The organism is Thermoflexibacter ruber (assembly GCF_900113045.1).
Lineage (GTDB): Bacteria > Bacteroidota > Bacteroidia > Cytophagales > Thermoflexibacteraceae > Thermoflexibacter > Thermoflexibacter ruber.
In genome coordinates this window covers 1-24,080 of sequence record NZ_FONY01000038.1, presented here as the reverse complement: position 1 = coordinate 24,080, position 24,080 = coordinate 1, and the positions used below count along the sequence as shown (strand labels likewise).

Sequence of the window (24,080 nt, the reverse complement as noted above, 5' to 3'; positions counted from 1 at the left end):
AACCTATGAAACTTGCTTTCCAAATAGCCATTACCCAACTGCTTGCCAAACTAAGTCAAACTATTGTGGCAATGCTGGGAGTAACTTTTGGTATTGGAATGTTTATAGGCATGATTAGCTTGATGAAGGGGCTGAACGGTTTTACTGATGACTTGGCTATGGCTACTACCCCACACATTCGCATTTACAACGATGTAAAGTTGGAAAGAACGCCCTTGCTGGAGGAAATTTTCCCTAATCAAATGAACTTGGTGCATCATCAGAAACCTAAAAATGAACGCAAAGACCTCAAAAATGGCTTTCAAATAGTCAATTACATCAAAAATGACCCAAGAGTTTTAGGTGTATCTCCTCAGCTCTCTACCCAAGTTTTCTATAACTACGGTGTAGTCCAACTCAACGGGACGATTTCTGGGGTGGACATTTTGCAAGAGGACAAAATGTTTGACCTGCAAGGCAAAATCAAAGCAGGAGGTCTCCAAGAACTCATACCCCCTAATGATTGTATCCTGATAGGCAAAGGCTTAGCCAAAAAACTTAACGCCAAAGTCGGCGACAGAGTAACAATTACTACCCCGCAAGGCTACACGATGAAACTCAAAGTGGTAGGCATTTTTCAAATGGGCATAGGAGCAATAGACGACATCAAAAGCTACGCAAATATCGCTACTGTGCAGAAAATCATGCAAAAAGATAGTAGATTTATTACAGAAGTCAGTGTAAAAATGAAAAATATTAAAGAGTCTGGAGTAGTAGCCAAAGAATACAGCAAACTATTTGACTATAAAGCTGAGGACTGGGAAACAGCCAATGCAACTATTTTAGTTGGGAAGGTTTTTAGAGATATTCTCACTTTTGCAGTGTCTTTTACTTTGTTGGTAGTGGCAGGCTTTGGGATTTACAACATTCTGAACATGACTATCTACAACAAAATGAAAGATATAGCTATTTTGAAAGCTACAGGCTTTACTTCTGGCGATGTGGTGAGGATTTTTATGGTGCAGTCTATTTTGATAGGTTTGGTAGGAAGCGTAGCAGGTTTACTTATGGGTTTTGGGCTTGCCTCTTGGCTGGCGAGTATTCCTGTGGACTTCGGAGATGCTTTTAGTTTGACTCGCTTGCCTGTTAGTTTTGACCCTACGTATTACTACATAGGAGTTATTTTTGGCATTACTACTACTGCCTTAGCAGGTTACTTGCCTTCGCGCAAAGCAGGAAAAATAGACCCAATTCAGATTTTAAGAGGTTAAAAAACATGAAAGAAGTCGTCTTAAAAGCAGACAAACTCAATAAATATTTTTACGAACCTACTAAATTTCAAGTCCTTAAAAATATTAGCTTTGAGGTAAAAAAAGGGGAATTTGTGAGTATTGTCGGAAAGTCGGGCTGTGGCAAGTCCACCTTGCTTTACTTGCTCTCCACTATGGATACGGACTATGAGGGAACTATCAGCATGACAGGCGAAAAATTGACAGGAAAAAGTAAGAATGACTTGGCAAAGTTTCGCAATGAGCATATCGGTTTTGTTTTTCAGTTTCACTACCTCCTTCCTGAGTTTACGGTTTTGCAAAACGTCATGATTCCTGCCCTCAAATTGGGGAAATTTAGCAAAAAAGAAATAGAGGAACAGGCTTTGGCAAAGCTGGCACTGCTGGGCATGGAAGAACACGCTCACAAGCTATCCAGCAGACTTTCAGGCGGTCAGCAACAAAGAGTAGCCATTGCAAGGGCTTTGATTAACAATCCTACTATCATCATGGGCGATGAGCCTACGGGCAATTTGGACAAAAAAAATACACAGAACGTATTTGAAATTCTGAAAAATCTCTCTCAAACCTATCACCAAACCATTATTGCCGTAACCCACGATACAGACTTTGCCCAAAACTCTGATAGAATTATCGAGATGAGCGACGGGGAAATTATCAACGGTGAATCAGCAAAGTAGGCTATGAAAAATGATTTTCTTGCAATAAAAAAACTCCCTTGGACTTTCATTTTCCTGTTGTTTACTAATAGTTTGTATTTATTTTTTGTATTAAAAATTGCTTTCTATAATCGTTTAGCCTTAGATGACTACTGTTTTAAGGCATGGTTGCAAGAATATGGCTTTTTTGGTGCCATTCATCACAACTATACTACTTGGCAGGGTAGATTTGGCTCGCAAATTTTGATTAATCTTTCTCTCCTGCTCTACGATTTGATTCCCACTTTGCTTTTTTATCACATAGTTTTAATTGGTATTTTTTTATTTTCCATTTTTAAAATTCTCAGCCAATTTCTACCGCCAAGAATCCTAAAAAATTGGCAAGTTTTTACTCTTAGCCTGTTGATATTCAATAGTTTTTTGCTTACTATCTATGATTTCAGTGCTTTTTATTGGCTGAGTGCCTCAGCTATGTATTTTGGAGGGATTGCTTTTGCTCTGTTGGGCTTTGCAGAGATAATATCTCCTTCAAAATCAGTGTTTTCTTACCTAATCTTGAGCGTAAGTTTTCTTATAGCGGGAAGTTCCTCTGAAAGTTTTGGAATGGTGTTGCTAATGTTTTTAATGCTACTATTATTTTTCCAAATTTTTCCTAAATTGTTCAACTATACTTTTCAACTCCTTGATTTAAAGGGAACACAAACAGCTCAAAAAAATAAAAAAATCTTGCTTGCTTTTATTTTTTGCTTGTGTGCTTTTTTAGCTATGATTTTTGCCAGAGGCACTTGGGAAAGAAAGAGTATTTTTCCAGAAATGAGCCTCATCTACACCTTGTACCGCTCTGCTAAGTACTTGTATTATACTATTTTAGCATTAACAGTCCAAAAAAGTATTTTCTTATTGGTGCTTTCTGTGTGCATGATTTATGTAGGTGCTTTGTGCAGAAAGACAAATAGCATCAACGAGCATATCACAGTCAAAATTTTGGTAGTTGGTATTTTTGCACTGCTTTTGCTCTTACTGATAGGTATATTCCCCAATGTATATGCGATGGGAGGCATTGGAGCGTATCGCTCACTTACTCATCTGGCTTTTTATGTGCTTATATTTACTGCAATACTTTCATTTTTAATAGGTTATCAGACAACCTTTCCTTTGCAAATAGCTAAGACGCTGACTATTTTTGCTGCTGTAAGTTTCCTCATCATGTCCAATGATTTACGAATAGGTTTGCATTACACTCGCCTCTACCTCGAGAGCGACAAGGCTCGTATGAATTACTTATTAGCACTAAAATCAAAAAATACGCAAGGCATAGTCAAAGTAAAACCGCTCTACTATTCTCCTTATAATATATTGATAATGAATGAGATAAAAGGAGATAATGCCTTTGTAGGAAAGTGCATTTGTGAGGCTATGGGGGCAGAGTTTCGGGTGGAGGAGGGAGAGTAAAGCGATTTTTTAGTTAGTAAATCAAGAAAAATTTACAGCCTCAACCCTATCAAACTCATATCATCTCTTTGCTCTGCCCCTTGCTTATGGAGATTGAGTTCCTCCATGATAATGATTTGCTGTTCAGAAAGACTAAGATGCAGGTTTTCTTTGATGATACTTTTTAGCCTTACTGAGCCAAACTTTTCTTGTTTTATATTGGGTTGGTCTGTTAGTCCATCAGTATAAAAATAGAGTACATCTCCTTTTTGTAAGACTACTTCGTGGTTGGTAAATTGATTGTTGCGGTTTTCCTTGAAAAAGCCACCAATGGTTTTTTTATCTCCTTTGATTTCTAAAAGTTGGTCGCCTTGTGCCTGACTGCAATAGACCATGTTGCGTTTTGCTCCTGCAAAAGTAACCTTTATCAAACCCTCTTTGTCAGGTTTAGCGATGGCGCAAAGAGCTACGTCCATGCCATCATCGTTGTCTGTATGGGTCTGTCTTAGGGCTTTTCTAATGCTTGTGTTGAGTTCTTCTAAGATTTGGGCGGGAGAATGTATATTTTTTTGATTGACAATCTCATTTAAGGAGTTGTTGCCAATGAGGGACATGAAGGCACCGGGAACGCCATGCCCTGTGCAATCTACTAAGGCAAAAAAAGTGAGGTTGTCTAAGGTAGAAAGCCAATAAAAATCACCAGAAACGATGTCTTTGGGGAGGAAAATTTTGAGAAATTCATCAAAACGTTCGTTAAAAGTTTCATCTAAGGGCAGGATAGCCTTCTGCATAGTTTCTGCATAACGAATACTGGTTGTGATGAAATTATTTTGCTGCTCTATTTTATTTTTTTGTTGCTTAAGTTCCTCGTAAGATTTTTCTAACTCGCCTTTTGCTTTTTCCAATTCCTCATGCTCTTTTTTCACTCGTCTGTTGGCGATAAAAAAGGCTAAAACTACAGCGGCTAATGCAACGGCTATTACTCCAAAAATAATTAAGTTTCTTTTAGCCTCCTTTTCTTTTTCTTCTATTTCCCGCTGTGTTTGTATCCTTTCCAATTCAGAACTCTGAAGCACAATACGCATACTGTCCAAAGCTACTTTGGTTTTTTCTACGGCATCTTGATAAGCTAATTCGTTATCTACTAAGGCTTGTTCCAACTGTATCCGCTTGATATTGAGTTCTTCTCTTTCTTGTTTGCTAAGGTTAGGGTCTTCTATGAGTCTTTTGGTAATTTCCAATATCTCCAGTCTTGTTTGTTCATTCATCTGTAATAGCATTTGTTTTCTTACTTCTAAGTCTGCTATCATCTGATTGAACTGCTCTTTGTAGTTTCCTGCCAAAGAGATAGTGGCTTCTGATTTGATAATCTCCTCAATTACTTGCGTAGTATCTACTTCTTCATTTTCTCTGATGCGTTCTGCATTGATAAGGAGATAAAACTCGGTAGGCAGGATTTTGATTTTAAAGCCTTCCATAAAAACTCTGCTATCTTTGCTTATTTCGTGCTGGGTAAGTACTTCTCCCTTGGCATCAGTGATGTAATCTTGTCCGTCTATGGTAATTTTTTGCATCTCTAATGCACTCCCTGTCAAATCCATAACTTTGATTTTGGTAATTTTCTTCTCCTCCAAAATTTTTGTTTTTTCAATCAGTGTGTTATTCACTGACTCTAATTCCACCGTATTTTTAGAGGCTTTGATTTTGATATTACCATCGGTGAGGGAAAAACTTTCTGAGGGAATCTGCTTACCGTTGATGTATATTTCACCGGGTTTAGAGATGTCTGCTCCTTCAGGAAGCGGAACGTTAAATTGTCCTAAGTTATTGGTCAAGGCTGGTTTGTCAGGGTTAATTTTTGATAGTGTTATCTTAGCATTTGCGATGGGTTTTTCATTTTCATCTTTTAGTTCACCAGAAAGTATGGTGAGCGGTTCCATCACAATCTGTATCTTTTTTGCTTTTTCATCATACTTCCAACTTTTCTGGGTAAAATTTTTCTTGGTAGCTTTTACGCTTTGAGGAGTGTTTCCTGCAATCTCAACTCCAAAAATACCCATAGTAGTTGTAATCACAGGCTTTTGGTTATCTACTACTACACTCACATCTTTCAGTGGTTTCCCATCTGTAAGCACTACCTTACCATAGATAATAGTCTGGGAGAAAACCCAAAAAGTATTAGTTTGTAAAAGTAATGTGAATAATAAAAAAACAATTATATACAAGTGTCTTTTCATAACATTGTATTTGGAATGCAAACTCAAATTTTTCCTCAACTAAGGATAAATTTTATTTATTAAAAGTTTTTATAAAAAATATACAGGGGCTAAATCCTTACTATTTTATGATGAATAAAATCATTTGAAAGTATTTATTTTATCTTTTAGTAAAGTAGTTTGACTAAACATTTCAATAAATGCAATTTACAAAAATAAAAGACGAAGCCAAAGAATAATATGACAAATAACTTATAAAAATTAACTATTTTTTCATTAATTCTTCTATTTCCTCTGCTTCGATAGGGATAGATTCCATCAAATCTACATTGCCGTTAGGTGTAATGAGTATATCATTTTCCAATCTTATGCCAAACCCTTCTTCTGGAATATAAATCCCTGGTTCGCAAGTAAACACCATACCCGCCTCAAAAGTGCGGTATTTGTTGCCGTAATCATGCACGTCTAAACCTAAGTGGTGTGAGGTGCCGTGCATAAAATATTTTTTGTAAAGAGGTTTCTCAGGGTCTTGCTTGGCTACTTCGTGCTTGTCCAGTAAACCTAAGCCGATGAGTTCTCCTTCCATAATTTTCCCTACTTCTTTATGGTAGTCTATCCAATTATTGCCTACTACCAGCATTTGCTTAGCCTCTTTCATTACTCTTAAAACAGCATTATATACTGCACGCTGTCGGTCTGAAAACTTACCACTCACGGGAATGGTTCGGGTAAGGTCTGAAGCGTAGTTAGCGTACTCCGCCGCTACGTCCATGAGTAGTACATCGCCAGCTTTGCAGGGTTTGTCATTGTCTATGTAGTGCAAAACGCAAGCATTTTTTCCAGAAGCAATGATGGGAGTATAAGCAAAACCTTTTGAACCGTTGCGGATAAACTCGTGTATCAACTCTGCTTCTACTTCATACTCCATAACTCCTTCTTTCACAAAAGAAAGCACGCGACGGAAGCCTTTTTCTGTAATTTCACAAGCCTTTTTGATGAGTGCTATTTCTATTTCTGATTTGATAGCTCTCAAGTAGTGCATGAGGGGCTGTAAGCGTTCTAAGCGATGGAGTGGGAAAGTTTCCTTAACCCATTTGATAAAGCGCATATCTCTGGTTTCGACTTCTATCACGGCTCTTAGATGCTCGTTATGATTCAGGTAGATGCTCTCACACTCACAGGTTAGCTGATAAAAAATAGACCTGAATTGAGAAAGCCAATAGACGGTTTTGACCCCAGAAACCTGAGTAGCTTCTTCTTTGGTGTATTTATGCCCTTCCCAAACAGCAATATGCTCATCTGTTTCTCTCAAAAAGAGGATTTCCTTATGCTTTTCTTCTTTGGCATTAGGAAAAATAACCAAGATACTTTCTTCTTGGTCTATGCCCGAAAGGTAGAAAATATCACTTTGTTGCTTAAAAGGCATCGTACCGTCTGCACTTGTGGGCATAATATCATTAGAGTTGAAAACTGCTAAGCTATTAGGTTTGAGCATCTGTGCCAAGTTTTGGCGATTCTGGATAAAAAGTTGGTTGTTAATTGGGGAATATCTCATTTCTCTATTTATAAGTTTTTTTTATTATGTTTTCTATGAAAAGCAATACTATGAAAATATTTTCATTTTGCTTAGTCTATAGGTAGATTTATTTTGCTTTGTGCTGTATTTGAGTTGTTTGGCTTTTCATGCAAAACTGATGAATCGCCGATTTACATTACTTGAAGCCTCCTGAACAAGAAAATTTGTCTTTTAGCATCTAATAATTCAGCATAATAATCCTGCTCTTTATTAATTACTTAGCACTATGTTAGAATTAATTTAATATTGGGTTCAAAAAAAATTCACAAATATTTTGACTTGAATACTTGTTTTTGTATATCTTTGTATCAAGATAGTAAATGTTTAGGGTTTTGCCTTAAATATTCTTTTCATAGCTGGTTGAAAAAACACGGTGCGGGCAGACGGCTTTGCACCGTGATTTTTTTTATCCCTGCCTGATTATCTTGCTTAACTAAATTCTACCAACTTAGATAAATTAATCAATGCTATGTGAGTTTTATTATTAACTTTGCAGTTAAAATAGCATTGCTACAGATTCTTTTTACATTGAGCTAAACACATTAAATTAATCCTAATCATGGCAGGTAGAAGACAATACAACTACGATGACGAAATAGATAAAAAAGTAGTTGTTAATCAAAATACACTGAAGCACTTACTTGGTATTTATAATTTTATCTTACCCTATCGAGGTTATTTTGTAGCGGGTATTATTTGTTTGGTTTTGTCCAGTGCTACGGTTTTGGCTTTCCCCTACTTTACTGGTCAGTTGATAGATACTTCTTTAGGCAAGCAGTTGGACGTAGGTTATGTTTTTACTAATGTTATCAAAATCCCGCGTGATAGCTACCAGTTTTTAGGGAAGGACATCAACATGATTGCTTCCTTGCTTATTCTCATTTTAATAGTTCAGAGTATTTTTTCTTTTCTACGAGTTTTTTTCTTTGCCAGAGTAAGTGAGTTGGGCATTGCAGATATTCGCAAGACTTTATACCAAAAACTGATTACTTTACCTATTACTTTTTACGACAAGCGCAGAACAGGGGAACTTATGAGTCGACTGACTGCGGACATTTCACTTTTGCATGATACTTTTTCTATCACTTTAGCAGAGTTCCTCAGGCAAATCTTTATTTTCATCATTGGTTTAGCCATTTGTTTTTGGGAAACCCCCAAGCTGACTTTCTTTATGCTGGCAGTGATTCCTTTACTCATTATCGCAGGCTTGTTTTTTGGTAAATCTATTAGGAAAATGTCTAAAAAAACCCAAGATGAGTTGGCTAATGCCAATACGATAGTAGAAGAAACCTTGCAAGCCATTCATGTTGTTAAAGCATTTACTAATGAGTTTTTTGAAGTCAGTCGCTATCGTCATTCGTTAGACCGTGTAGTAAGAAATGCACTCACGACAGCAACTTATCGCGGTATTTTTGTTTCGTTCATTATTCTATCTATTTTCGGAGGAATCGTTGCAGTGCTTTGGTATGGAGTTACCTTAGTTGAGAACAAGGAAATCAGTATAGGTGAACTTACAAGTTTTGTAATTTATACGGTTTTTGTTGGGGGGTCTATTGGGGGATTAGGGGATATTTATGGGCAACTCCAGCGAGCAATAGGGGCTTCGGAACGCGTGCAAGAAATCTTGCATACTGACAGCGAGTTTGATATTATGCTTTTGCAACCACCGATGCGTTTTGTAGGCAACATTACCTTTGATAATGTTCGCTTTACCTACCCTACTCGCCAAGACATAGAAGTACTCAAGGGTATCAATTTGGACATCAAGGCTGGTGAAAAAGTAGCTTTAGTGGGGCATAGTGGAGCGGGAAAATCTACTATTATCCAACTATTGATGCGTTTTTATTCGGTTAGTCATGGACAGATTAAAGTAGATGGCAAAAATATTCAAGAGTATCCTTTGATTGCTTATCGCGACAATATCAGCATCGTGCCACAAGAGGTGATACTTTTTGGTGGAACTATCAAAGAAAATATTGCTTATGGCAAGCCCGAGGCTACAGAAGAAGAAATCATAGAAGCCGCAAGAAAAGCCAATGCTTTGGAGTTCATAGAGTCTTTCCCTGAAAAATTTGCCACTTTGGTCGGAGAAAGAGGGGTTAAACTCTCGGGCGGACAAAGACAAAGAATCGCTATTGCCAGAGCGATTTTGAAAAATCCTTCTATCCTGATTTTAGACGAGGCAACAAGTTCCTTAGATGCTGAGTCAGAGCAGTTAGTCCAAGAAGCCTTAGAGGAACTGATGAAAGACCGTACTTCTATTATCATAGCCCACCGCTTAGCCACTATCCGCAAAGTAGATAAAATCTATGTGATTGAGAGTGGACTGATAGTAGAGGAAGGCTCGCATGAGAAACTTACGAACATAGACAAAGGTATTTACAGCAATTTGATAAAATTACAAATGTTGGAAGTTTAAAAAAACTATTTTTTCCCGCCCAATGCCCATAAAATTATGACTGCGGACAGGGATAAAATACCTATAAAAAGCAAGATAAAAGTCGGATGGACGGCAAAGGGTAAATGAGTTAAAATTGCTTTTTGCAAATTGTTTAACCCCAAGAAAATAACTATCCCTATCACTATCAATAAGGTAAAGTTTGCTTGTTTACTGTTTTGGTACGGGTGGGGAATGATTTTTTGGTTATTGATAATCAAAAAAACCCAAATACTCACTAAGGGCAATAGCAAGCCGTTCAGTGCCTGTGCGAAAAGGATAATAGGAATAGGTTGTGTGCCTAAAACCCCAAAGATAATTCCTACTACCATCACCAATACCCATGTCCAAGAGCTGTATTTTGCCCAATTTTTATGCCCTGTATAGACGATGCTTCGCATAGTGATTGTAGCGGCTAAGGGGGCGGTAATGGAAGAAGTAAAACCTGCGGCAAATAAACCTACGGCAAAGCAACCGCCTGCCCACACCCCTATTCGTTCATTTAGTGAATTTACCGTAGCTACAAAAGAAAATTCCCCTTTCACTATGCTCCCACTGACAAGAATAGCCATAGAAATCAAACCACCTATGAGGATAGCTAAGCGTATGCCTATCCTCATCTCTTTGATGTCTTGTCCTTTGCTAATCCCTGAACCCAAGAAAAGATTGTAAGGGACTATGGTAGTTCCCACCAAACCAATGATAAGCAAAGCAGAATTAGAAGGAAAAAAGGGAATCAAAACAGATTTTACCACTTGTGAAAAAGAAAATGTAGCTTGGGTTGCCACAAAAATAAACATTAGCCCCATCAATGCTACCCAAATGCCCATAAACTTGGCAATGCTTTTATCTTTGCCTAAGGCTAAGGTCAAGGAGGCAAAAAATGCTACTAAAAGCGTCATGAACACTTTATCAAAAGTAAAAATAAGTTGTAAGCCAGCTACTGCCCCCAATATGTTACCTGCTTGGTAAGCAGCACAGCCAAAAACAATAGCAAAACCTATCAAGTATTTCATGGTCGGGTAGGACATAGCGATTACCTCGCCCAAACTGTATCCAGAGGCAATCGTAATGCGAGCCACTGTTTCTTGCAAGATAGTACAGGCGATAATAGCAAACGTCAAAGTCCACAATAAGTCTAAACCAAAGGTTGCCCCAGACATCGCACAGGTGGTAATCGTTCCCGGTCCGATGAAGGCGGCAGAGATGACCGACCAAAACAATACCGACTTGACGGATTGAATAGGAACGAATTTGGGCATATCTAATTATTGTAAAGTAATTCTTGTTCCAATAAAATATTGATTTTCTATATTTTGCAAATTGTCTGCTTCTAAAATTACTACTTCTCTTACTCCTTTTTTCAAGGCAGAAAACGCATTGTCTAACTTAGGAATCATGCCTGCAAATATGACATTTTGAGCGAGGTATTCTGCATAATTTTTTTCATTAAGTGATGTAATCACTGAACTCTCATCGTTCACATCTTTGAGTACTCCCTTTTTCTCAAAGCAGTACAAGAGATGAGTTTGGTAAGCAGAAGACATAGCTGTAGCCGTTTCAGAAGCAATCGTATCTGCATTGGTGTTCAGCATATTGCCTTTACCATCGTGAGTAAGTGGAGCGAGAATAGGCACACAATCATTTTCCAATAAGTCGGAAAGTGCTTTTTGATTTACCTGCGTTACATCGCCCACAAAACCGTAGTCAATATCTTTGACGGGACGTTTTACTGCCCTAACAACGTTCAAATCTGCACCTGTAAGCCCTACTGCATTGCAGCCCAGAGCTTGCAACATACTGACAATATTTTTATTCACCAGCCCCCCGTACACCATTTGCACTACTTCCAGCATAGCTTGGTCGGTAATTCGCCTCCCGTTGTGCATTTTTACCTCCAACCCCAACTTATCAGCTACTTGAGTGGCGATTTTTCCGCCTCCATGAATCAGGATTTTTTTCTCTTTCAAAAGGGTAAAATTTTTTAGAAAGAGATGCAGTTTTTCATTGTTGTCAATGACATTTCCTCCTATTTTAACTATGTATAGCTTTTCCACAAAGATTGATGAAGTGTTTTTTATGTATTATTAGACTTCTTGCGAAAGCGTTTTTTTATCGCCTCAACCCTGCCCCCTCTCCTTCTGAGAGGGGAAATAGGTACTTTCGCAAGAACTCTATTGAATCAAACCTACGAAGTCATACCCAAACAATTTTTTAAACCTGACAAGTTTGCGAAAACTTGTCAGGTGGAGTTAAACATTTGAAGTAATTAATTATATCAGTTAAAAATAATATCCAAGGTCTAAGGAAAGATAGCTGACTTTGATTCTTCCTTCTGTGTTACTAATGGTATTGTTACTAACCGTAGAAATGCGGTCTGTGGCTAAAAACAGGGGAAGGTTAAAGCGAAAACCTAAGTCTATCATGCCTGCATCTCTCAAACTCCATTCTACCCCTGCACCAAAGAGGAAGTCAGGAACAAGTTTGTAAATACCGTCGCTTTTTTTAGTAGAGAAAGGCGTTGCACCTGCGGAGGTAATGTCAGTTTTGGAAGAAGCCAAAATATTAAAAGAGCCACCAAATAAACCTCTGATACGCAATCCATTAGATATTTCGTTGGTTCTCATGTGTAGGGCTAAGGGAATTTCTACGGTAGTTAAGTTTACCTTAGTAGTTTGTCTGGTACTTCCCGCAGGAAAAGCTCCTTCGTATTCAAATCCTTTTAAAACAATATTTAGCCCAGAGTGAATGCCAAACTTTTCCGCAAACTGATAGGTAGCCATTAATCCCCCCGCAAAGCCAACTCGTGAACTTTTAGTAAGTCCACTAACGGCATTTTTGTCTTTATCGCTGATAGATGAGAAGGCAAGAATAGGGCTAAGACGCACTCCAAAGCGAACCTCTTGGGCAAAGGTGAGTTTGCTCACTAAAAGAAATACTACCACAAATGCAATTTTTTTCATCATGACTGTTGTTTTTTAAGTTTTTAATCTCTTGAAAAATAAATAGTTAAATGGAAAAATGCTTTCTAATACTAAGTGTTATACGTAATTAACCTTTCAAAGTTAATTTTAATTTTCACAAGATAAAAGTACAAATAAGATTAGCGTAAGATTTTAGCAAAACTTAGGCACTTAATTTTTCTAAAGTCTTGGTCTTGTTTTTCTGCTTAGCAGAGTGAAGCTTGCTGTAAGCAATGTCATAAGAAGCGGCAAGCACAATAAGGAATATAGGGAATAAGAAAGAAATAAAAAGATAGTTGGCATACAAAAAGCCTCCGATAGTCCCACCCAACAAAAAAGAAGCAACAATGATGATATGTAAAGTAAATTTGTCTCGCATTTTTTGTTTTTCTTTTGGGTCTTTAAAGCCAACCATGAGTTTTGCTCCTTCTATGCCAATATCGGTAAAAAGACCCGTCAGGTGCGTAGTGCGGACTACGGAGCCAGAAACCATTGTTACCATAGCATTTTGCAGCCCCATAGCAAATAGCAGACTACCCGCCAATAACTGTATCAGTTCTTGGCTATAGTCGTAATAGTGAGTACCATGATAGGTTACAAAAATAAGCAAGCCCAACTCAACAGCCAAAGGAACGGTATGGGAAAAGCGAGGATAACGCCTACCAACTATTTCTATCATCAGTCCAGAAAAGAAAGCACCTAAGAAAAACATTACCATCCAAAGTACCTTGACCATCGCCCACTGCCAACGCTTGGCTACGATTTCACTTGCTAAACTCGCTACGTGTCCTGTTACGTTGGTAGTAAGTACCTCAAAAGCAAAGAAGCTCGCTACATTGACGCTACCAGCGACCATAGCAAGCAAGGCGGCTAACCCTAAATCGTGAATAAACCTCTTTTTCTGACCAATTTGTTGAAACATATTGGATAGGGATTGATAAATAGTTGAAAGAGCAAATTAAAAAAAGAGGGGGTAAAATTGAAGGTAAAGATTTTACTTTTAAAGCAATATAAAAATTAGTTTGCAAAAAACGTATAATGTACGTATTTGAAAACCCTAAAGGGTATAAAAGCCTTTAGGGTTCAAGTGATTCACACTGGGAGAGAGATGGGATTCGAACCCACGGCCTCCAGAGCCACAATCTGGCGCTCTAACCAACTGAGCTACAATCTCCATTTTGGGACTGCAAATATACGAAACGTTTTTGTTTTTTTGCAATACTTCTTATCAAATATTTCTATCAAATAAAATTCTTTCTCCTTTTATTGTTTCGTTGAAAACACCATTGGCATAAATTAAGTTTCCTGAAACAATGGTATAGAGGACTTTTGAGTTAAAAACTTGCCCTTCAAAAGGCGACCAAGCACATTTGTAGTGCAGGTTTCCCTTTTTTACTTCTGTGGTCTGTGCTAAATCAACTATCGCTAAATCAGCCCAATAGCCTTCTCTGATGAAACCTCGCTCTCTGATTTGGAAGCAAGTAGCTACGGCGTGGCTCATTTTTTCTACGATTTTTTCCAAACTAATTTTCCCTTGTCGGTAAAACTCCAACATGATATTCAAAGAGTGCTGCACCAAAGGCAAGCCAGATGGGGCTTTCCAATAATTATTTTGCTTTTCTTCCCAAGTATGGGGGGCGTGGTCGGTAGCAATGACATCTATTTTATCGCTTAATATTGCTTCTAAAATCGCTTTTTTATGGTGTGCTGCTTTGATAGCAGGATTGCATTTGATTTGACTTCCCAATTTTTCATAATCACTTTTATCAAACCAAAGATGGTGTACGCAGGCTTCTGAGGTGATTCTTTTGTCTTTTAAAGGTATTGTATTGTCAAAAAGTGCTATCTCATCAGCGGTAGAAATGTGCAAGATATGCAAACGCGTATGGTGTTTTTTTGCCAAATTTACCGCTAAAGTTGAAGACAAAAGACAGGCTTCTTCGTTTCTGATTTCGGGGTGCGCAGAAAAAGGGACAGCATCACCGTATTTTTCCTTGTAAACGGCAGAGTTTGCCCTGATAGTAGCTTCATCTTCGCAGTGAGTAGCTATCAGCATGGGGCTTTGACTAAAAATGGCTTCTAAGGTTTGGGGATTATCTACCAACATATTGCCAGTAGAAGAGCCCATGAAAATCTTGATGCCACAGACGTTTTGCGGGTTGGTTTTCAAGACTTCTGCCAAGTTATCGTTAGATGCTCCCATAAAAAAGGAATAGTTTGCCAGAGAAGTTTGGGAGGCTATCTGATACTTGTCTTCTAAAAGTTCCTGAGTAAGTGCATTAGGCACAGTATTAGGCATTTCCATAAAGGTAGTCGTGCCTCCGGCTACTGCGGCTTTGGCTTCGGTTTGTATCGTGGCTTTGTGAGTAAGTCCCGGTTCGCGGAAATGTACTTGGTCGTCTATTACGCCCGGTAGCAGGTATTGCCCCTCCGCATTGATTTCCAAGTGATTACTTTCTTGTGAAATGGAAGAAGCTATTTTTTCAATCCTTCCATTTTTTACTAAAACATCGCCCGTAAAAATTTTTCCTTCATTAACGATTTGGGCATTTCTGATAAGTATAGTGGACATAAATTCTAAGAAGTTTTATGCCAGCAATTACACAAATTTTCAGGAGAAAGGCTATAAATTGGGATTTTTCTTTTTTACTAAGCCTCTTTTATCGCGTTTGACGGGCTTTATTTTAGCTTCTATGAGCTTTTTGTGCATTTCTTCTATTTCTTCTTTGGTCATATAGGTCGGACATTTTTGCTTTTTACAAGCAGGCATAGTAAAGACGAGTAGCAAGCAAATAATCAAAATGAGAATAGGAAATCTTTTTGTCATAAGTATTGATTTTTCTGAGGAGTATGTATTCTTTTATGTGATATAACTTGCTTATTTTTAACAAATTTATTGCCAAGTCGAGTAGTGAAGCCGTAATAATTTAGGTTTGAGTTTAATCTATAAAAACAAACTTAATTCCTGCGGAGAAAAGTACAAGAAATAAAAAGGCTACAATGACCTGCTCGCTAAGACTTCCTTTGCTTTTAGTAGAACTGCCAAGATGCGCACCCAAAAAACCTCCAATAGTTACTGCAACTATCCATAAGACAACAGTTTTCTCCAATGTGCCTACCGCAGACAAATGCCCTGTTAGACCTATGACAGAGTTACACAAAATAAATAAAGCGGATATTCCAGAGGCTTTTCTCACACTTGTCCAGTTGAGCAATATCATCAAAGGAGAAAGAAAGATTCCCCCTCCTACGCCTATCATGCCAGAGAGCAAGCCAATCACTCCTCCTAAACCTAAGCCAAGCCATAAAGGAACAGGTTTTTCTAAGTCTATTTGTTTAGAAAAATATTTTTTTGCGATAAGTAAAATGGAAGAAGCAATTAAAAATATTCCTGCCATCAACTTGAAAATTTGTGGGTCTATGAGAAGCCGCCCACCTATAAAAGCAGCAGGTATAGAAGAAACAGCAAAAGTAAGAAATATTTTCTTATCAAAATAACCTGCTTTAATGTATTTATAAGAAGCAATAGAAGCTACTACAATATTGAGAATCAATGAAATAGACTTGATGCTTGTTACAGGAAAAGAGAGCAGTGCCATCACAGCCAAGTATCCCGAAGCCCCTGCATGACCTACGGTAGCATACAAAAAAGCTACTAATAAGAACAGCGAAAAAGCTGAGGCTACTAACTCGACACTCATTTCTTAAAAAGAATATTGTCCAAACTCCATATCCCCGCACCTGTAAAAAAGAAAAGTAAGCCAAACAAGGCAAACATAAAAGGATGCTGGTCTTGATACCAAAACTTACCCCCTCCTATGAAAAAGGTAATATACAGAAAAGTCCCTACACATATCAACGCACCTATGCGAGTAAGCAAACCCAAAAGTAATAAAACTCCTGCTACAAACTCCGCTCCTTTGCCAAGATAGACCATCAAAGTTCCATTCATGCCTTTAAAAGCCTCCCATTGAGCATATTCCTGTATCAACTTGGCTTGGAAAACTTCCTGCCCGTGGTAAATGAGGAATAGCCCAATGATTATCCTTAGGGTAGCAAGCACTTGAGCTTGTCCTATTGGAATATTTTTTAACAAAATATTCATCTTATTTTCAAAGATAAGTGTAATGATTGTTTTGCTTAGCCTGCCATATTTGCTAACTCTCTGGAAGCATACTCTCCCGCCATGAGTTTATCCTTGATAGCTTCAAAAGCATGGATAGTACGTTCTACATCTTCTAAGGAGTGTGCCGCAGTAGGTATTAATCTCAACAAAATCACATCTTTAGGTACAACAGGATAGACAACCATAGAACAGAAAATTCCGAAATTTTCTCTCAAATCTACTATCAAGTTTCCTGCCTCAGGTACTCCACCTTGCATAAATACAGGCGTTACAGGTGTATTTGTAACACCAATGTTAAATCCTTTTGACCTCAATCCATTTTGTAAGGCATGAGTGATTTCCCAAAGTTTGTCTTTATACTCAGGGTGTTTACGCATAAGTTCCAAGCGTTTCATATTGCCAATTACCAAAGGCATAGGTAAGGTTTTAGCAAAAATTTGAGAACGCATATTGTACCGCAAAAAGTCTATGACTTTCTTAGGTCCTGACAAAAAGCCTCCAATACTCGCCATAGACTTAGCAAAAGTAGAGAAGTAAATATCTATCTCGTCCTGAACTCCCTGCTCCTCGCCTACCCCCGCGCCAGTCTTGCCCATAGTTCCAAAACCATGTGCGTCATCTACTAAAAGGCGAAACTTATACTTTTTCTTTAAATCTACTATTTCTTTTAGCTTGCCTTGGTCGCCTAACATTCCAAAGACCCCTTCAGTAATGACTAAAATCGCTCCTCCTGTTTCTTCTACGATTCTGGTAGCTTTTTGCAGGCGGTCTTCGCAAGACTCTATATCATTATGTTCAAAGCGAAAACGCTTCCCTATGTGCATACGCAAGCCGTCAATGATACAAGCATGGCATTCAGAATCATACACCACTACATCTTTCCTGTCTAAAATAGAATCAATCGCTGACATAATGCCCTGATAGCCATAATTTACTACTACGGTATCTTCCTTGCCTACAAACTCAGATAGCTGACGTTCAAACTCTTCCAAAATAAAAGAATTGCCTGACATCATTCTCGCCCCCATCGGATAAGCTAAACCATATTTGGCTGCGGCTTCTGCATCGGTTTTTCGCACTTCTGGGTGGTTTGCCAAACCTAAGTAGTTATTCAAACTCCAAACCAACACCTCTCTACCTCTGAACCTCATGTGAGGACCTATCTCGCCTTCCAATCTTGGAAACATGTAATAACCGTATGCCCTATCAGCATGCTGCCCCATCAAGTTGCTATTTAGTTGTAGCTTATCAAATAAATCAGTCATTGAAAAATCTATTTAAGTGGTTAGAAATCAGTACAAATTTTGAAAATTCGCAAAAAAATTTTGCAAATTTAATACATTATTAAAAAATGAAGCTATGAAATGAAATAATTTTTACTGTGCTGATTTATAGATTTTTGGCTACAAACATACCTAAGAGTAAAAAGGAATGACAGAGCAGTAGGCTCATCAACATGTATGTCAATAGACTTAGCCACTGCTCGTTTTTCCAGAAACTCCACAATTCGCTGCTAAAAGTAGAAAAAGTACTGAATCCACCACACACCCCAACCATGATAAATAGCCTAAGTAACTCACTATGAAGTAGTTTATGTTGAAAAAAATATGCCACCATGCCCAGAATAAAGCAAGCAAGAGCATTGGCAGAGAGCGTGCCAAAAGGAAGAAAAGAGGAGAGAGGATTAAGCCACGAAGAGATAGCATAACGCAAACAGCTTCCTACTCCGCCCCCTAAAAATACAGCTAAGAATTCTTTATACATAACTATAAAATGACTTGTCAATTTTTGTAACTATTTAGGTACTTTCAAAAGTAAGAAAAAGTTTGTATATTTCTGCCATGAAATTACCCAATACCATAGAGGAATTACAAAAGTTACTGCTGGAGGTGCTTGGCAAGTTATCGGTTTTGAAAGAAGATAATAGTAAACTCCGCTTGGAGAATACCCAATTAAAAGCCGAGAATGCTGAGTTACGCAGGCGTTTGGGCATGCACTCTGGCAATAGCCACAAGCCTCCAAGTAGCGATGGGTACAAGAAAAAGAAAATCGTAGCCGCCTTGCCCAAAGAAGCAGTCAAACGACAGGGGGGACAGATAGGTCATCAAGGAAAGACCTTAGAGCAGGTAGATAAAGCCGATAAAGTGGTAGTGCATCATGCTGAGCGATGTAGTGGTTAAGTTTAGTGAGCAAGAGGCATATGAGTTATTGCCTACTTATCGTCAAGTGTTTGATATACCCGAGCCACGCTTAGAGGTGATAGCGCATAGGATTAGTTGTAGGCTTTGCTGTGGTCAGGTACATTGTGGTCGTTTTCCAGAGGAGGTATCCGCCCCTGTTCAGTATGGTCTGCGAGCCAAGACCTTTATGAGCCTGTTGAATGTGGACTATCGCTTGCCTTATCAAAAAATAAGTCAGTGTTTTTACGATATGTATGGGTATGCTTTGAATGAGGGGACGATAGTCAATGCCAATGAGGGTTTATATGAGCGAAGTGCAGAGATAGAAGTTCAGATTAAAACAGGCTTGCAATCATCGGCAGTGGTGCATGCCGATGAGACGGGAGGGGGTGTGGCAGGAGAGTTACATTGGTTTCATACGGTTTGTAATGAGTTAGGGTGTTATCTGTTTGTGCATAGCAAAAGGGGGAAAGAGGCATTGGAAAGTGCAGCGTCTTTGTTACCTTTCATGCGTGGCTATGTGGTTCATGATTGCTGGTCAAGCTATTTTAGCTTTGATACTTGTAAACACGCCCTTTGCCATGCGCATCTGTTACAAGAATTAAAAGCCCTCAGCGAGCAAGGTAGTCAGTGGGCAGCCAAGATGAGTGCTTGCTTCTTAGCCCTTTACCAAGCCAGCCAGCAAGGAAAGGCAGTAGTGGAGAACTTTGAGGCTTGGAAAGCGCACTATGAAGCTATTTGCCAGCAAGCAGACCGAGAAGAACCGCCTCCTGAAAAAACAGCAAGGGGCAGACCCAAAAATAGCAAAGGTAGGAATCTTTTGAACCGTTTGACAACTTACCAGACGGAGTTGCTTGCTTTTGCCTGCGTCAAGGAAGTCCCTTTTACCAACAATATGGCAGAACAAGCTATTCGGGGCATTAAAATCAAGCAAAAGGCGGCGATGTGTTTCAGAACCCTGCGCGGGGCAGAAATATTTGTACGCTTGCAAGGAGTGATGACTACGCTCAGAAAACAGGGGCTAAACCTATTCCAAACACTGCTTAATATCAATGCAAAAATCAATGTGCAATTAGAGACTACCTAAATAGTTACATTTTTTCATAATTTTAAGTTGTTTTTAAATACTGAACAATGTGTTTTAAATGAATGCAAGCCAGCGTCCGTCTGACGGGTTGCCATCCAACTGATTTACAGTAGCAAACATAAGTCGCAGCAGTCTGATAATATCGGACTGAGGGAAAAAGTTTTCAGTTTTTTTATCTCATTTGCATAATTTATTTAAGCAGGCTTGATGTTTTTCTCTACTTGAGTTTTTAAGGGTTGTATTAACGTGCCGAGGGTATAAGATTCATAAAACCATATCTTTAATTTGAAAAAAAAAGAAATGTATTTTGGTTTATATTGATAAAATGTTCTCGTACCCTCGCCTACAAAAATTTCTGACTTATACAACCTATCTTCAAATAAATAATCTACTTGCCTCCACTCTTTTAATAAAGGAATTTCTAAAAATTTAGTAATTAAGCTACAATGAGTTTTACTTATTAATGGGTCTGTAAATTGATAAAAGATTCTATATGAAATATTTACGATACTATTCTCCTCAGAAAACAAAATATCTATGAGATTATCTTCTAAAAATACAAAGTTAATTAGGATATTATTAACGCCATGTAGGCAAATGGTAAGGGTATCGTTACTTGACTCTATAACGGCTTCTTTGTTTTGTACTAACTGATATGCATAATTAATCCAGAATTCTTTGTTTGTCATAGATATATTGAAGTCTATTTTGTAAAATTGAGATACTGTTACAAAGGTCAAACAGTATCTTAATGAAAATGATTATGTTGTAACAGCACAATAAATTATATTGGATGCCAAATAGAACCCTACCAGCCAAGGATTAAATGCAATGATAGCTTTACTTCTCATACAATCTACATACGAATTACCTGTTGGGTGCATTAGCCCCCCATTCACAGCCGCCATCTCATTCAAACTTAACTTTTTCATAGTTTTAAATTTGTTTTAAAAGTTGAACAATGTGTTTAATTTTTGTAAGCCGCGCGATTTACAAGAGCAAACATAAAGCGTAGGAGTCCGATAATATCGGACTGAGGGAAAAAAAATTTTGATTGTTGTATTTGTCTTTCATTCCAGATTCCTAATTCCAGATTAATCATTCATCATTAGCAATTCCACCTTCGTTTCCCCTTTATAGTTTTTAACTAATTGTTTTTTAGTATTATAGATAAAAATGCTTGGAATGGGATTACTGCCAAAAACCTTGTAAAAACCATTATCTGGGGCTTTGAGAAACTTGATATTTTCCTGCTTATCTAAGCTATATCTTTCAGAAAAAGTACGAATTTCCGCTAAGTTTTGCTCTGATACAAAGAGCAAATTCACATTGCTAAATTTATCTATCTGCTTGCTTATCTCACTTGCCTCGTACTGACAATGCTCGCAAGTGGAATTAAAATAGACCAAAATTGTCTTTCTCCCCGCCAAATCAGCAACAGAAAAAACCGTACTATCCAATGCCAAAAACTCAAAGTCAGGCATAGTTTGTATTTTCTCTTTTGCTTGCGCTTTTTCCTCTGCCTTCTTGTTTATCAGGTAAAAACCTCCCAAAGCAAGGCTCAGAATGAAGCATAAAATGACATACTTTCTCATAAAAAATTCGTGCAAATTGGTGAAATTAGTGGCTAAAATTGACATTCAAAAACATCACCAGCACCACCCAAAGCAACAGCCCACTGCCATAGCTACTTAGCACCAAACGAAGCATACTTTCGTACTCCTTCTGCGTATGCAGGTGCAAGCCGTAGGCAAGCAAAAGCCAATACGCTACCTCAAATAGGTTTGCCAACTGAAAAGGATAAACCCACCAAATTTCTAAATGCTTCACATCAAAAAGATTGGCAAGGGAAAGTGGCATAAAATACTGCAAATCTGACAAAGTATAGTCGGTCTGTACAAAAGTAAACCAAGCTAAACGCAGGATAATAGGGAGAAAAAATACTGCCTCCGCCACCAAAACCACCTGAAACACCCGCTTAAAACCAATCTTCACATTTGCCAATAGCGCACCTGTAACTATGCAGAAACTCACCAAAGTAAACTTGACCAAGTACAAAATAGGCAAGATAAGGTAAGTTACCCACTGCCACCTTTGCGACTCTGCCCATAGCTTTTCAAAACGTTCTATCGCTACCTGCTCACCCAAAGAATAGTAAAATAACTCCTCTGTAACAAAAAAAGACTGCGCCAAGTAGGTAAGCAAGCCACTCAGCAAGCAGATAAAGACAAAAGCCCAACGCTTGTCTGTATTGATAAAGGTAGAATGTAAGAGATTCATACAATTTTCTTAAAATTTTAACCTAACCAGCTTAAATTGATATTATTATCTTCTTTGACTAAAAACTGCTTCATGTGAGATTTTAGGGCTTCATTAAAAACTGGAATTTTTCTTATATATGTGATAATTAATATAAGTGATATAGCCAATACTAATAGCATTGAGGAAATAAACCATTCCCATCATATATTTGCTTATGGGTTGTATGAATATGTGTATGACTATTAAGACTATGCAAATAAAAATTGATATCGATGCAAACAATATTTTGTAATTCATAAAAATAAAAATCATTTAGTTATCAATAAAAATATTAAATCAAGTTCTAAGACTGAATTTAGTTCAAGTCTTAGAACTACTTAAAACCAACTATTAGGAACAACTTATTTATCTCTTTTATTGAGAATCAACTCATCAAATTTCTTCTTATTAAAAGCCATAAACAAAAAATAAAAGCCGTAGTACATTGCGCTTAAAAGAAATAAAAGCCAATCAATGGAACTTGGACTATTCTTGAAAATTAGGCTATAAAAAAAGTTAATAGAAAAAATCAAAGATATAAACATTAAACTAATGAAAACTAATCGTATCATAGTACAAAGGTTTTAAGTTTTTAATTAACATTCATAAAACTACCTAATTACATACATTAGGTAGTTTTACATTCACCACATTTATATTATAGCCAACCAGCTATTCGGCTTATAGCATAAGCACCACATGCAATGCCAGCAACTCCTAATATAGTAGCACCAGCAGGAGTTACAGTAAGTACGGCACGAGCAGCTAATATACCAATAACTCCATCTCCTACCCCTACAACAGCACAAGCAATATCACCTACATCTGTAAGGCTACCTCCTTTTATTTCAGTCATTTGATATAAAGATAATTTTTCCATAATTTTTAGACATTTGGATTTGGTTAATAATAAAAAAATTAAATGTTACATATTACCTGTTACATAACCCATCACTCCAATAAAACAAGCACCAGCATTAAGAAATGCTAATGGAGCGGTAGCAGGAAATGCTGCAAAAAGAACTGCTGCCCCACAATGAGCCCCAACTGCCCAATCCCAGAATTCAGGAGCTCCCCCTTGAATTTGTTCCATCTCATTCAAACTTAAATTTTTCATAATTTTACAAAGGTTTTAAATGTTGAACAATAATTTTTTTACATTCTTGCAAATCGCGATTTACAGTAGCAAACATAAATCGCAGCAGTCCGATATTATCGGACTGAGGGAAAAAAATTTTTTATTCGTCATTGGTAATTATACTCAAAATAAAATGATTTTTCAATCCCTTTCTCTTGCTAAAGAAAGGGACTTGGGTTCTCTAACACTTTTTGTGGAGTTAGCCAATAAACAATACTACATCTAACTCTAAGCCCGTAGGGCTGTCATCTTGGTAGAAAAGAGTAAACCCAACCCACCCGCAACGCCGTAGGCGTGAAATATGCCACTGCTACGCAGTTTTATGTGGGTATATGCATTATTTTCTACCAAAATAGCACACCTTCGGTGTTAGTCAAGGGCAGATGAAAGTCCATTGCTTACATAAGTTTTACACGGAAAGTGTCAGAGAACAGGGACTTTGGAGTAAAGAAAATTTCAAAACCACTTTTGATTGAGTATATTCATTTTCAATTAAGCAAACAGGTCTAATAGTAGGACTGTCATATTCCACTCCTACAGAGTTTTTTTACTAATCATTTCATAAAGTTCTACAAATATAGCAGTCCTACGGACTCAGAAAATTAACTCAAACAACTTCTTAGACTATTAGCATAGTTAAAAGTTTTGAAAAATTATATAGTTTCAATCTGGTTAATAAAATAAGTTTCTAACTCTTG

At 37.7% G+C, this 24,080-nt stretch carries 24 protein-coding genes and 1 tRNA gene; 6 read left to right on the top strand and 19 right to left on the bottom strand.

Features of this window, described 5'->3' with window-relative positions; all coding sequences use genetic code 11:
• Positions 1 to 5 precede the first annotated feature (5 nt).
• Genes BM141_RS17820 through BM141_RS17810 form a run of 3 tightly spaced genes read left to right on the top strand, consistent with a single transcriptional unit; the run spans position 6 to position 3,379 of the window.
• Positions 6 to 1,250, top strand: a complete 1,245-nt coding sequence (locus BM141_RS17820; protein WP_091548829.1) for an ABC transporter permease — start codon at positions 6 to 8, stop codon at positions 1,248 to 1,250.
• Between the two features lie 5 nt (positions 1,251 to 1,255).
• The gene (locus tag BM141_RS17815; protein ID WP_091548828.1) at positions 1,256 to 1,948 is read left to right on the top strand and encodes an ABC transporter ATP-binding protein; all 693 of its coding nucleotides are present in this window, start codon (positions 1,256 to 1,258) and stop codon (positions 1,946 to 1,948) included.
• A gap of 3 nt (positions 1,949 to 1,951) precedes the next feature.
• Positions 1,952 to 3,379: a hypothetical protein gene (locus tag BM141_RS17810; RefSeq protein WP_091548827.1), complete on the top strand. Its 1,428-nt coding sequence runs from the start codon at positions 1,952 to 1,954 to the stop codon at positions 3,377 to 3,379.
• 32 nt (positions 3,380 to 3,411) lie between these two features.
• On the opposite strand, the gene BM141_RS17805 is transcribed toward BM141_RS17810, so the two are convergent.
• Positions 3,412 to 5,595, bottom strand: a complete 2,184-nt coding sequence (locus tag BM141_RS17805) for a PP2C family protein-serine/threonine phosphatase (RefSeq protein ID WP_091548826.1) — start codon at positions 5,593 to 5,595, stop codon at positions 3,412 to 3,414.
• Positions 5,596 to 5,839: 244 nt separating this feature from the next.
• The gene (locus tag BM141_RS17800) at positions 5,840 to 7,129 is read right to left on the bottom strand and encodes an aminopeptidase P family protein (RefSeq protein WP_091548825.1); all 1,290 of its coding nucleotides are present in this window, start codon (positions 7,127 to 7,129) and stop codon (positions 5,840 to 5,842) included.
• A 580-nt stretch (positions 7,130 to 7,709) separates the two neighbouring features.
• Here BM141_RS17800 and BM141_RS17795 point away from each other — a divergent pair.
• Positions 7,710 to 9,569 carry an ABC transporter ATP-binding protein gene (locus tag BM141_RS17795; RefSeq protein WP_091548824.1) on the top strand — a complete coding sequence of 620 codons (1,860 nt, stop codon included), beginning with the start codon at positions 7,710 to 7,712 and terminating at the stop codon, positions 9,567 to 9,569.
• Positions 9,570 to 9,574: 5 nt separating this feature from the next.
• Here BM141_RS17795 and BM141_RS17790 read toward each other — a convergent pair whose 3' ends face one another.
• From BM141_RS17790 to crcB, 11 genes are all read right to left on the bottom strand, one after another.
• Positions 9,575 to 10,849, bottom strand: coding sequence for an NRAMP family divalent metal transporter (locus BM141_RS17790; RefSeq protein WP_091548823.1), 1,275 nt, complete (start codon positions 10,847 to 10,849; stop codon positions 9,575 to 9,577).
• Positions 10,850 to 10,855: 6 nt separating this feature from the next.
• Entirely contained in the window at positions 10,856 to 11,644 is a 789-nt protein-coding gene (gene argB, locus BM141_RS17785; RefSeq protein ID WP_091548822.1) for an acetylglutamate kinase, read from the bottom strand.
• Positions 11,645 to 11,869: 225 nt separating this feature from the next.
• Entirely contained in the window at positions 11,870 to 12,553 is a 684-nt protein-coding gene (locus BM141_RS17780; protein WP_091548821.1) for a porin family protein, read from the bottom strand.
• Positions 12,554 to 12,713: 160 nt separating this feature from the next.
• Positions 12,714 to 13,472, bottom strand: a complete 759-nt coding sequence (locus BM141_RS17775; RefSeq protein WP_091548820.1) for a YoaK family protein — start codon at positions 13,470 to 13,472, stop codon at positions 12,714 to 12,716.
• 177 nt (positions 13,473 to 13,649) lie between these two features.
• Positions 13,650 to 13,725 (bottom strand) — tRNA-His (locus BM141_RS17770).
• Positions 13,726 to 13,778: 53 nt separating this feature from the next.
• Entirely contained in the window at positions 13,779 to 15,122 is a 1,344-nt protein-coding gene (locus tag BM141_RS17765) for a dihydroorotase (RefSeq protein ID WP_091548819.1), read from the bottom strand.
• 51 nt (positions 15,123 to 15,173) lie between these two features.
• Positions 15,174 to 15,377 carry a hypothetical protein gene (locus tag BM141_RS22630; RefSeq protein ID WP_143090979.1) on the bottom strand — a complete coding sequence of 68 codons (204 nt, stop codon included), beginning with the start codon at positions 15,375 to 15,377 and terminating at the stop codon, positions 15,174 to 15,176.
• Between the two features lie 112 nt (positions 15,378 to 15,489).
• Positions 15,490 to 16,251, bottom strand: coding sequence for a sulfite exporter TauE/SafE family protein (locus BM141_RS17760; RefSeq protein WP_091548818.1), 762 nt, complete (start codon positions 16,249 to 16,251; stop codon positions 15,490 to 15,492).
• Positions 16,248 to 16,655, bottom strand: a complete 408-nt coding sequence (locus BM141_RS17755; protein WP_091548817.1) for a DoxX family protein — start codon at positions 16,653 to 16,655, stop codon at positions 16,248 to 16,250. Before BM141_RS17755 ends, BM141_RS17760 begins: the two co-directional genes overlap by 4 nt.
• A 35-nt stretch (positions 16,656 to 16,690) precedes the next feature.
• Complete coding sequence (locus BM141_RS17750; RefSeq protein WP_091548816.1) at positions 16,691 to 17,941, bottom strand: aminotransferase class I/II-fold pyridoxal phosphate-dependent enzyme; 1,251 nt, start codon at positions 17,939 to 17,941, stop codon at positions 16,691 to 16,693.
• Between the two features lie 124 nt (positions 17,942 to 18,065).
• Positions 18,066 to 18,440: a fluoride efflux transporter CrcB gene (crcB, locus tag BM141_RS17745; RefSeq protein ID WP_143090978.1), complete on the bottom strand. Its 375-nt coding sequence runs from the start codon at positions 18,438 to 18,440 to the stop codon at positions 18,066 to 18,068.
• Between the two features lie 77 nt (positions 18,441 to 18,517).
• Here crcB and BM141_RS17740 point away from each other — a divergent pair, with 77 nt between their 5' ends.
• Together BM141_RS17740 and tnpC are read left to right on the top strand one after the other, a co-directional pair.
• Positions 18,518 to 18,856, top strand: coding sequence for a DUF6444 domain-containing protein (locus BM141_RS17740; protein ID WP_091548814.1), 339 nt, complete (start codon positions 18,518 to 18,520; stop codon positions 18,854 to 18,856).
• Entirely contained in the window at positions 18,834 to 19,943 is a 1,110-nt protein-coding gene (gene tnpC / locus BM141_RS17735; protein ID WP_091548813.1) for an IS66 family transposase, read from the top strand. The genes BM141_RS17740 and tnpC overlap by 23 nt, the downstream gene beginning before the upstream one ends.
• Before the next feature lie 194 nt (positions 19,944 to 20,137).
• Here the strand turns inward: tnpC and BM141_RS17730 are convergent, their stop codons facing one another.
• The 6 genes from BM141_RS17730 to BM141_RS17705 all read right to left on the bottom strand — a co-directional run bounded on the left by BM141_RS17730 (position 20,138) and on the right by BM141_RS17705 (position 23,361).
• A complete protein-coding gene (locus tag BM141_RS17730; RefSeq protein WP_143090977.1) occupies positions 20,138 to 20,632 on the bottom strand; it encodes a hypothetical protein in 495 nt (164 codons plus the stop codon).
• Positions 20,633 to 20,704: 72 nt separating this feature from the next.
• The gene (locus BM141_RS23075) at positions 20,705 to 20,875 is read right to left on the bottom strand and encodes a hypothetical protein (protein WP_177217438.1); all 171 of its coding nucleotides are present in this window, start codon (positions 20,873 to 20,875) and stop codon (positions 20,705 to 20,707) included.
• A gap of 162 nt (positions 20,876 to 21,037) precedes the next feature.
• Positions 21,038 to 21,538 (bottom strand): peroxiredoxin family protein, encoded by a 501-nt coding sequence (locus BM141_RS17725; RefSeq protein ID WP_177217437.1) that lies wholly within the window; start codon positions 21,536 to 21,538, stop codon positions 21,038 to 21,040.
• Between the two features lie 25 nt (positions 21,539 to 21,563).
• The gene (locus BM141_RS17720; protein WP_091548810.1) at positions 21,564 to 22,223 is read right to left on the bottom strand and encodes a hypothetical protein; all 660 of its coding nucleotides are present in this window, start codon (positions 22,221 to 22,223) and stop codon (positions 21,564 to 21,566) included.
• Positions 22,224 to 22,902: 679 nt separating this feature from the next.
• The gene (locus tag BM141_RS17710; RefSeq protein WP_091548808.1) at positions 22,903 to 23,124 is read right to left on the bottom strand and encodes a hypothetical protein; all 222 of its coding nucleotides are present in this window, start codon (positions 23,122 to 23,124) and stop codon (positions 22,903 to 22,905) included.
• 45 nt (positions 23,125 to 23,169) lie between these two features.
• Positions 23,170 to 23,361 carry a hypothetical protein gene (locus tag BM141_RS17705; protein WP_091548807.1) on the bottom strand — a complete coding sequence of 64 codons (192 nt, stop codon included), beginning with the start codon at positions 23,359 to 23,361 and terminating at the stop codon, positions 23,170 to 23,172.
• Between the last annotated feature and the right edge of the window lie 719 nt (positions 23,362 to 24,080).

Coding starts and splice junctions, on each gene's coding strand:
- BM141_RS17730 (WP_143090977.1), bottom strand. CDS start 20,632: ATGACAAACAAAGAATTCTGGATTAATTATGCATATCAGTTAGTACAA.
- BM141_RS17740 (WP_091548814.1), top strand. CDS start 18,518: ATGAAATTACCCAATACCATAGAGGAATTACAAAAGTTACTGCTGGAG.
- tnpC (WP_091548813.1), top strand. CDS start 18,834: ATGCTGAGCGATGTAGTGGTTAAGTTTAGTGAGCAAGAGGCATATGAG.
- BM141_RS17800 (WP_091548825.1), bottom strand. CDS start 7,129: ATGAGATATTCCCCAATTAACAACCAACTTTTTATCCAGAATCGCCAA.
- crcB (WP_143090978.1), bottom strand. CDS start 18,440: ATGTATAAAGAATTCTTAGCTGTATTTTTAGGGGGCGGAGTAGGAAGC.
- BM141_RS17725 (WP_177217437.1), bottom strand. CDS start 21,538: ATGAGAAAGTATGTCATTTTATGCTTCATTCTGAGCCTTGCTTTGGGA.
- BM141_RS17710 (WP_091548808.1), bottom strand. CDS start 23,124: ATGGAAAAATTATCTTTATATCAAATGACTGAAATAAAAGGAGGTAGC.
- BM141_RS17805 (WP_091548826.1), bottom strand. CDS start 5,595: ATGAAAAGACACTTGTATATAATTGTTTTTTTATTATTCACATTACTT.
- BM141_RS17820 (WP_091548829.1), top strand. CDS start 6: ATGAAACTTGCTTTCCAAATAGCCATTACCCAACTGCTTGCCAAACTA.
- BM141_RS17765 (WP_091548819.1), bottom strand. CDS start 15,122: ATGTCCACTATACTTATCAGAAATGCCCAAATCGTTAATGAAGGAAAA.
- BM141_RS22630 (WP_143090979.1), bottom strand. CDS start 15,377: ATGACAAAAAGATTTCCTATTCTCATTTTGATTATTTGCTTGCTACTC.
- BM141_RS17795 (WP_091548824.1), top strand. CDS start 7,710: ATGGCAGGTAGAAGACAATACAACTACGATGACGAAATAGATAAAAAA.
- BM141_RS17790 (WP_091548823.1), bottom strand. CDS start 10,849: ATGCCCAAATTCGTTCCTATTCAATCCGTCAAGTCGGTATTGTTTTGG.
- BM141_RS17815 (WP_091548828.1), top strand. CDS start 1,256: ATGAAAGAAGTCGTCTTAAAAGCAGACAAACTCAATAAATATTTTTAC.
- BM141_RS17750 (WP_091548816.1), bottom strand. CDS start 17,941: ATGACTGATTTATTTGATAAGCTACAACTAAATAGCAACTTGATGGGG.
- BM141_RS17775 (WP_091548820.1), bottom strand. CDS start 13,472: ATGTTTCAACAAATTGGTCAGAAAAAGAGGTTTATTCACGATTTAGGG.
- BM141_RS17720 (WP_091548810.1), bottom strand. CDS start 22,223: ATGAATCTCTTACATTCTACCTTTATCAATACAGACAAGCGTTGGGCT.
- BM141_RS17760 (WP_091548818.1), bottom strand. CDS start 16,251: ATGAGTGTCGAGTTAGTAGCCTCAGCTTTTTCGCTGTTCTTATTAGTA.
- BM141_RS23075 (WP_177217438.1), bottom strand. CDS start 20,875: ATGAAAAAGTTAAGTTTGAATGAGATGGCGGCTGTGAATGGGGGGCTA.
- BM141_RS17705 (WP_091548807.1), bottom strand. CDS start 23,361: ATGAAAAATTTAAGTTTGAATGAGATGGAACAAATTCAAGGGGGAGCT.
- BM141_RS17780 (WP_091548821.1), bottom strand. CDS start 12,553: ATGATGAAAAAAATTGCATTTGTGGTAGTATTTCTTTTAGTGAGCAAA.
- BM141_RS17755 (WP_091548817.1), bottom strand. CDS start 16,655: ATGAATATTTTGTTAAAAAATATTCCAATAGGACAAGCTCAAGTGCTT.
- BM141_RS17810 (WP_091548827.1), top strand. CDS start 1,952: ATGAAAAATGATTTTCTTGCAATAAAAAAACTCCCTTGGACTTTCATT.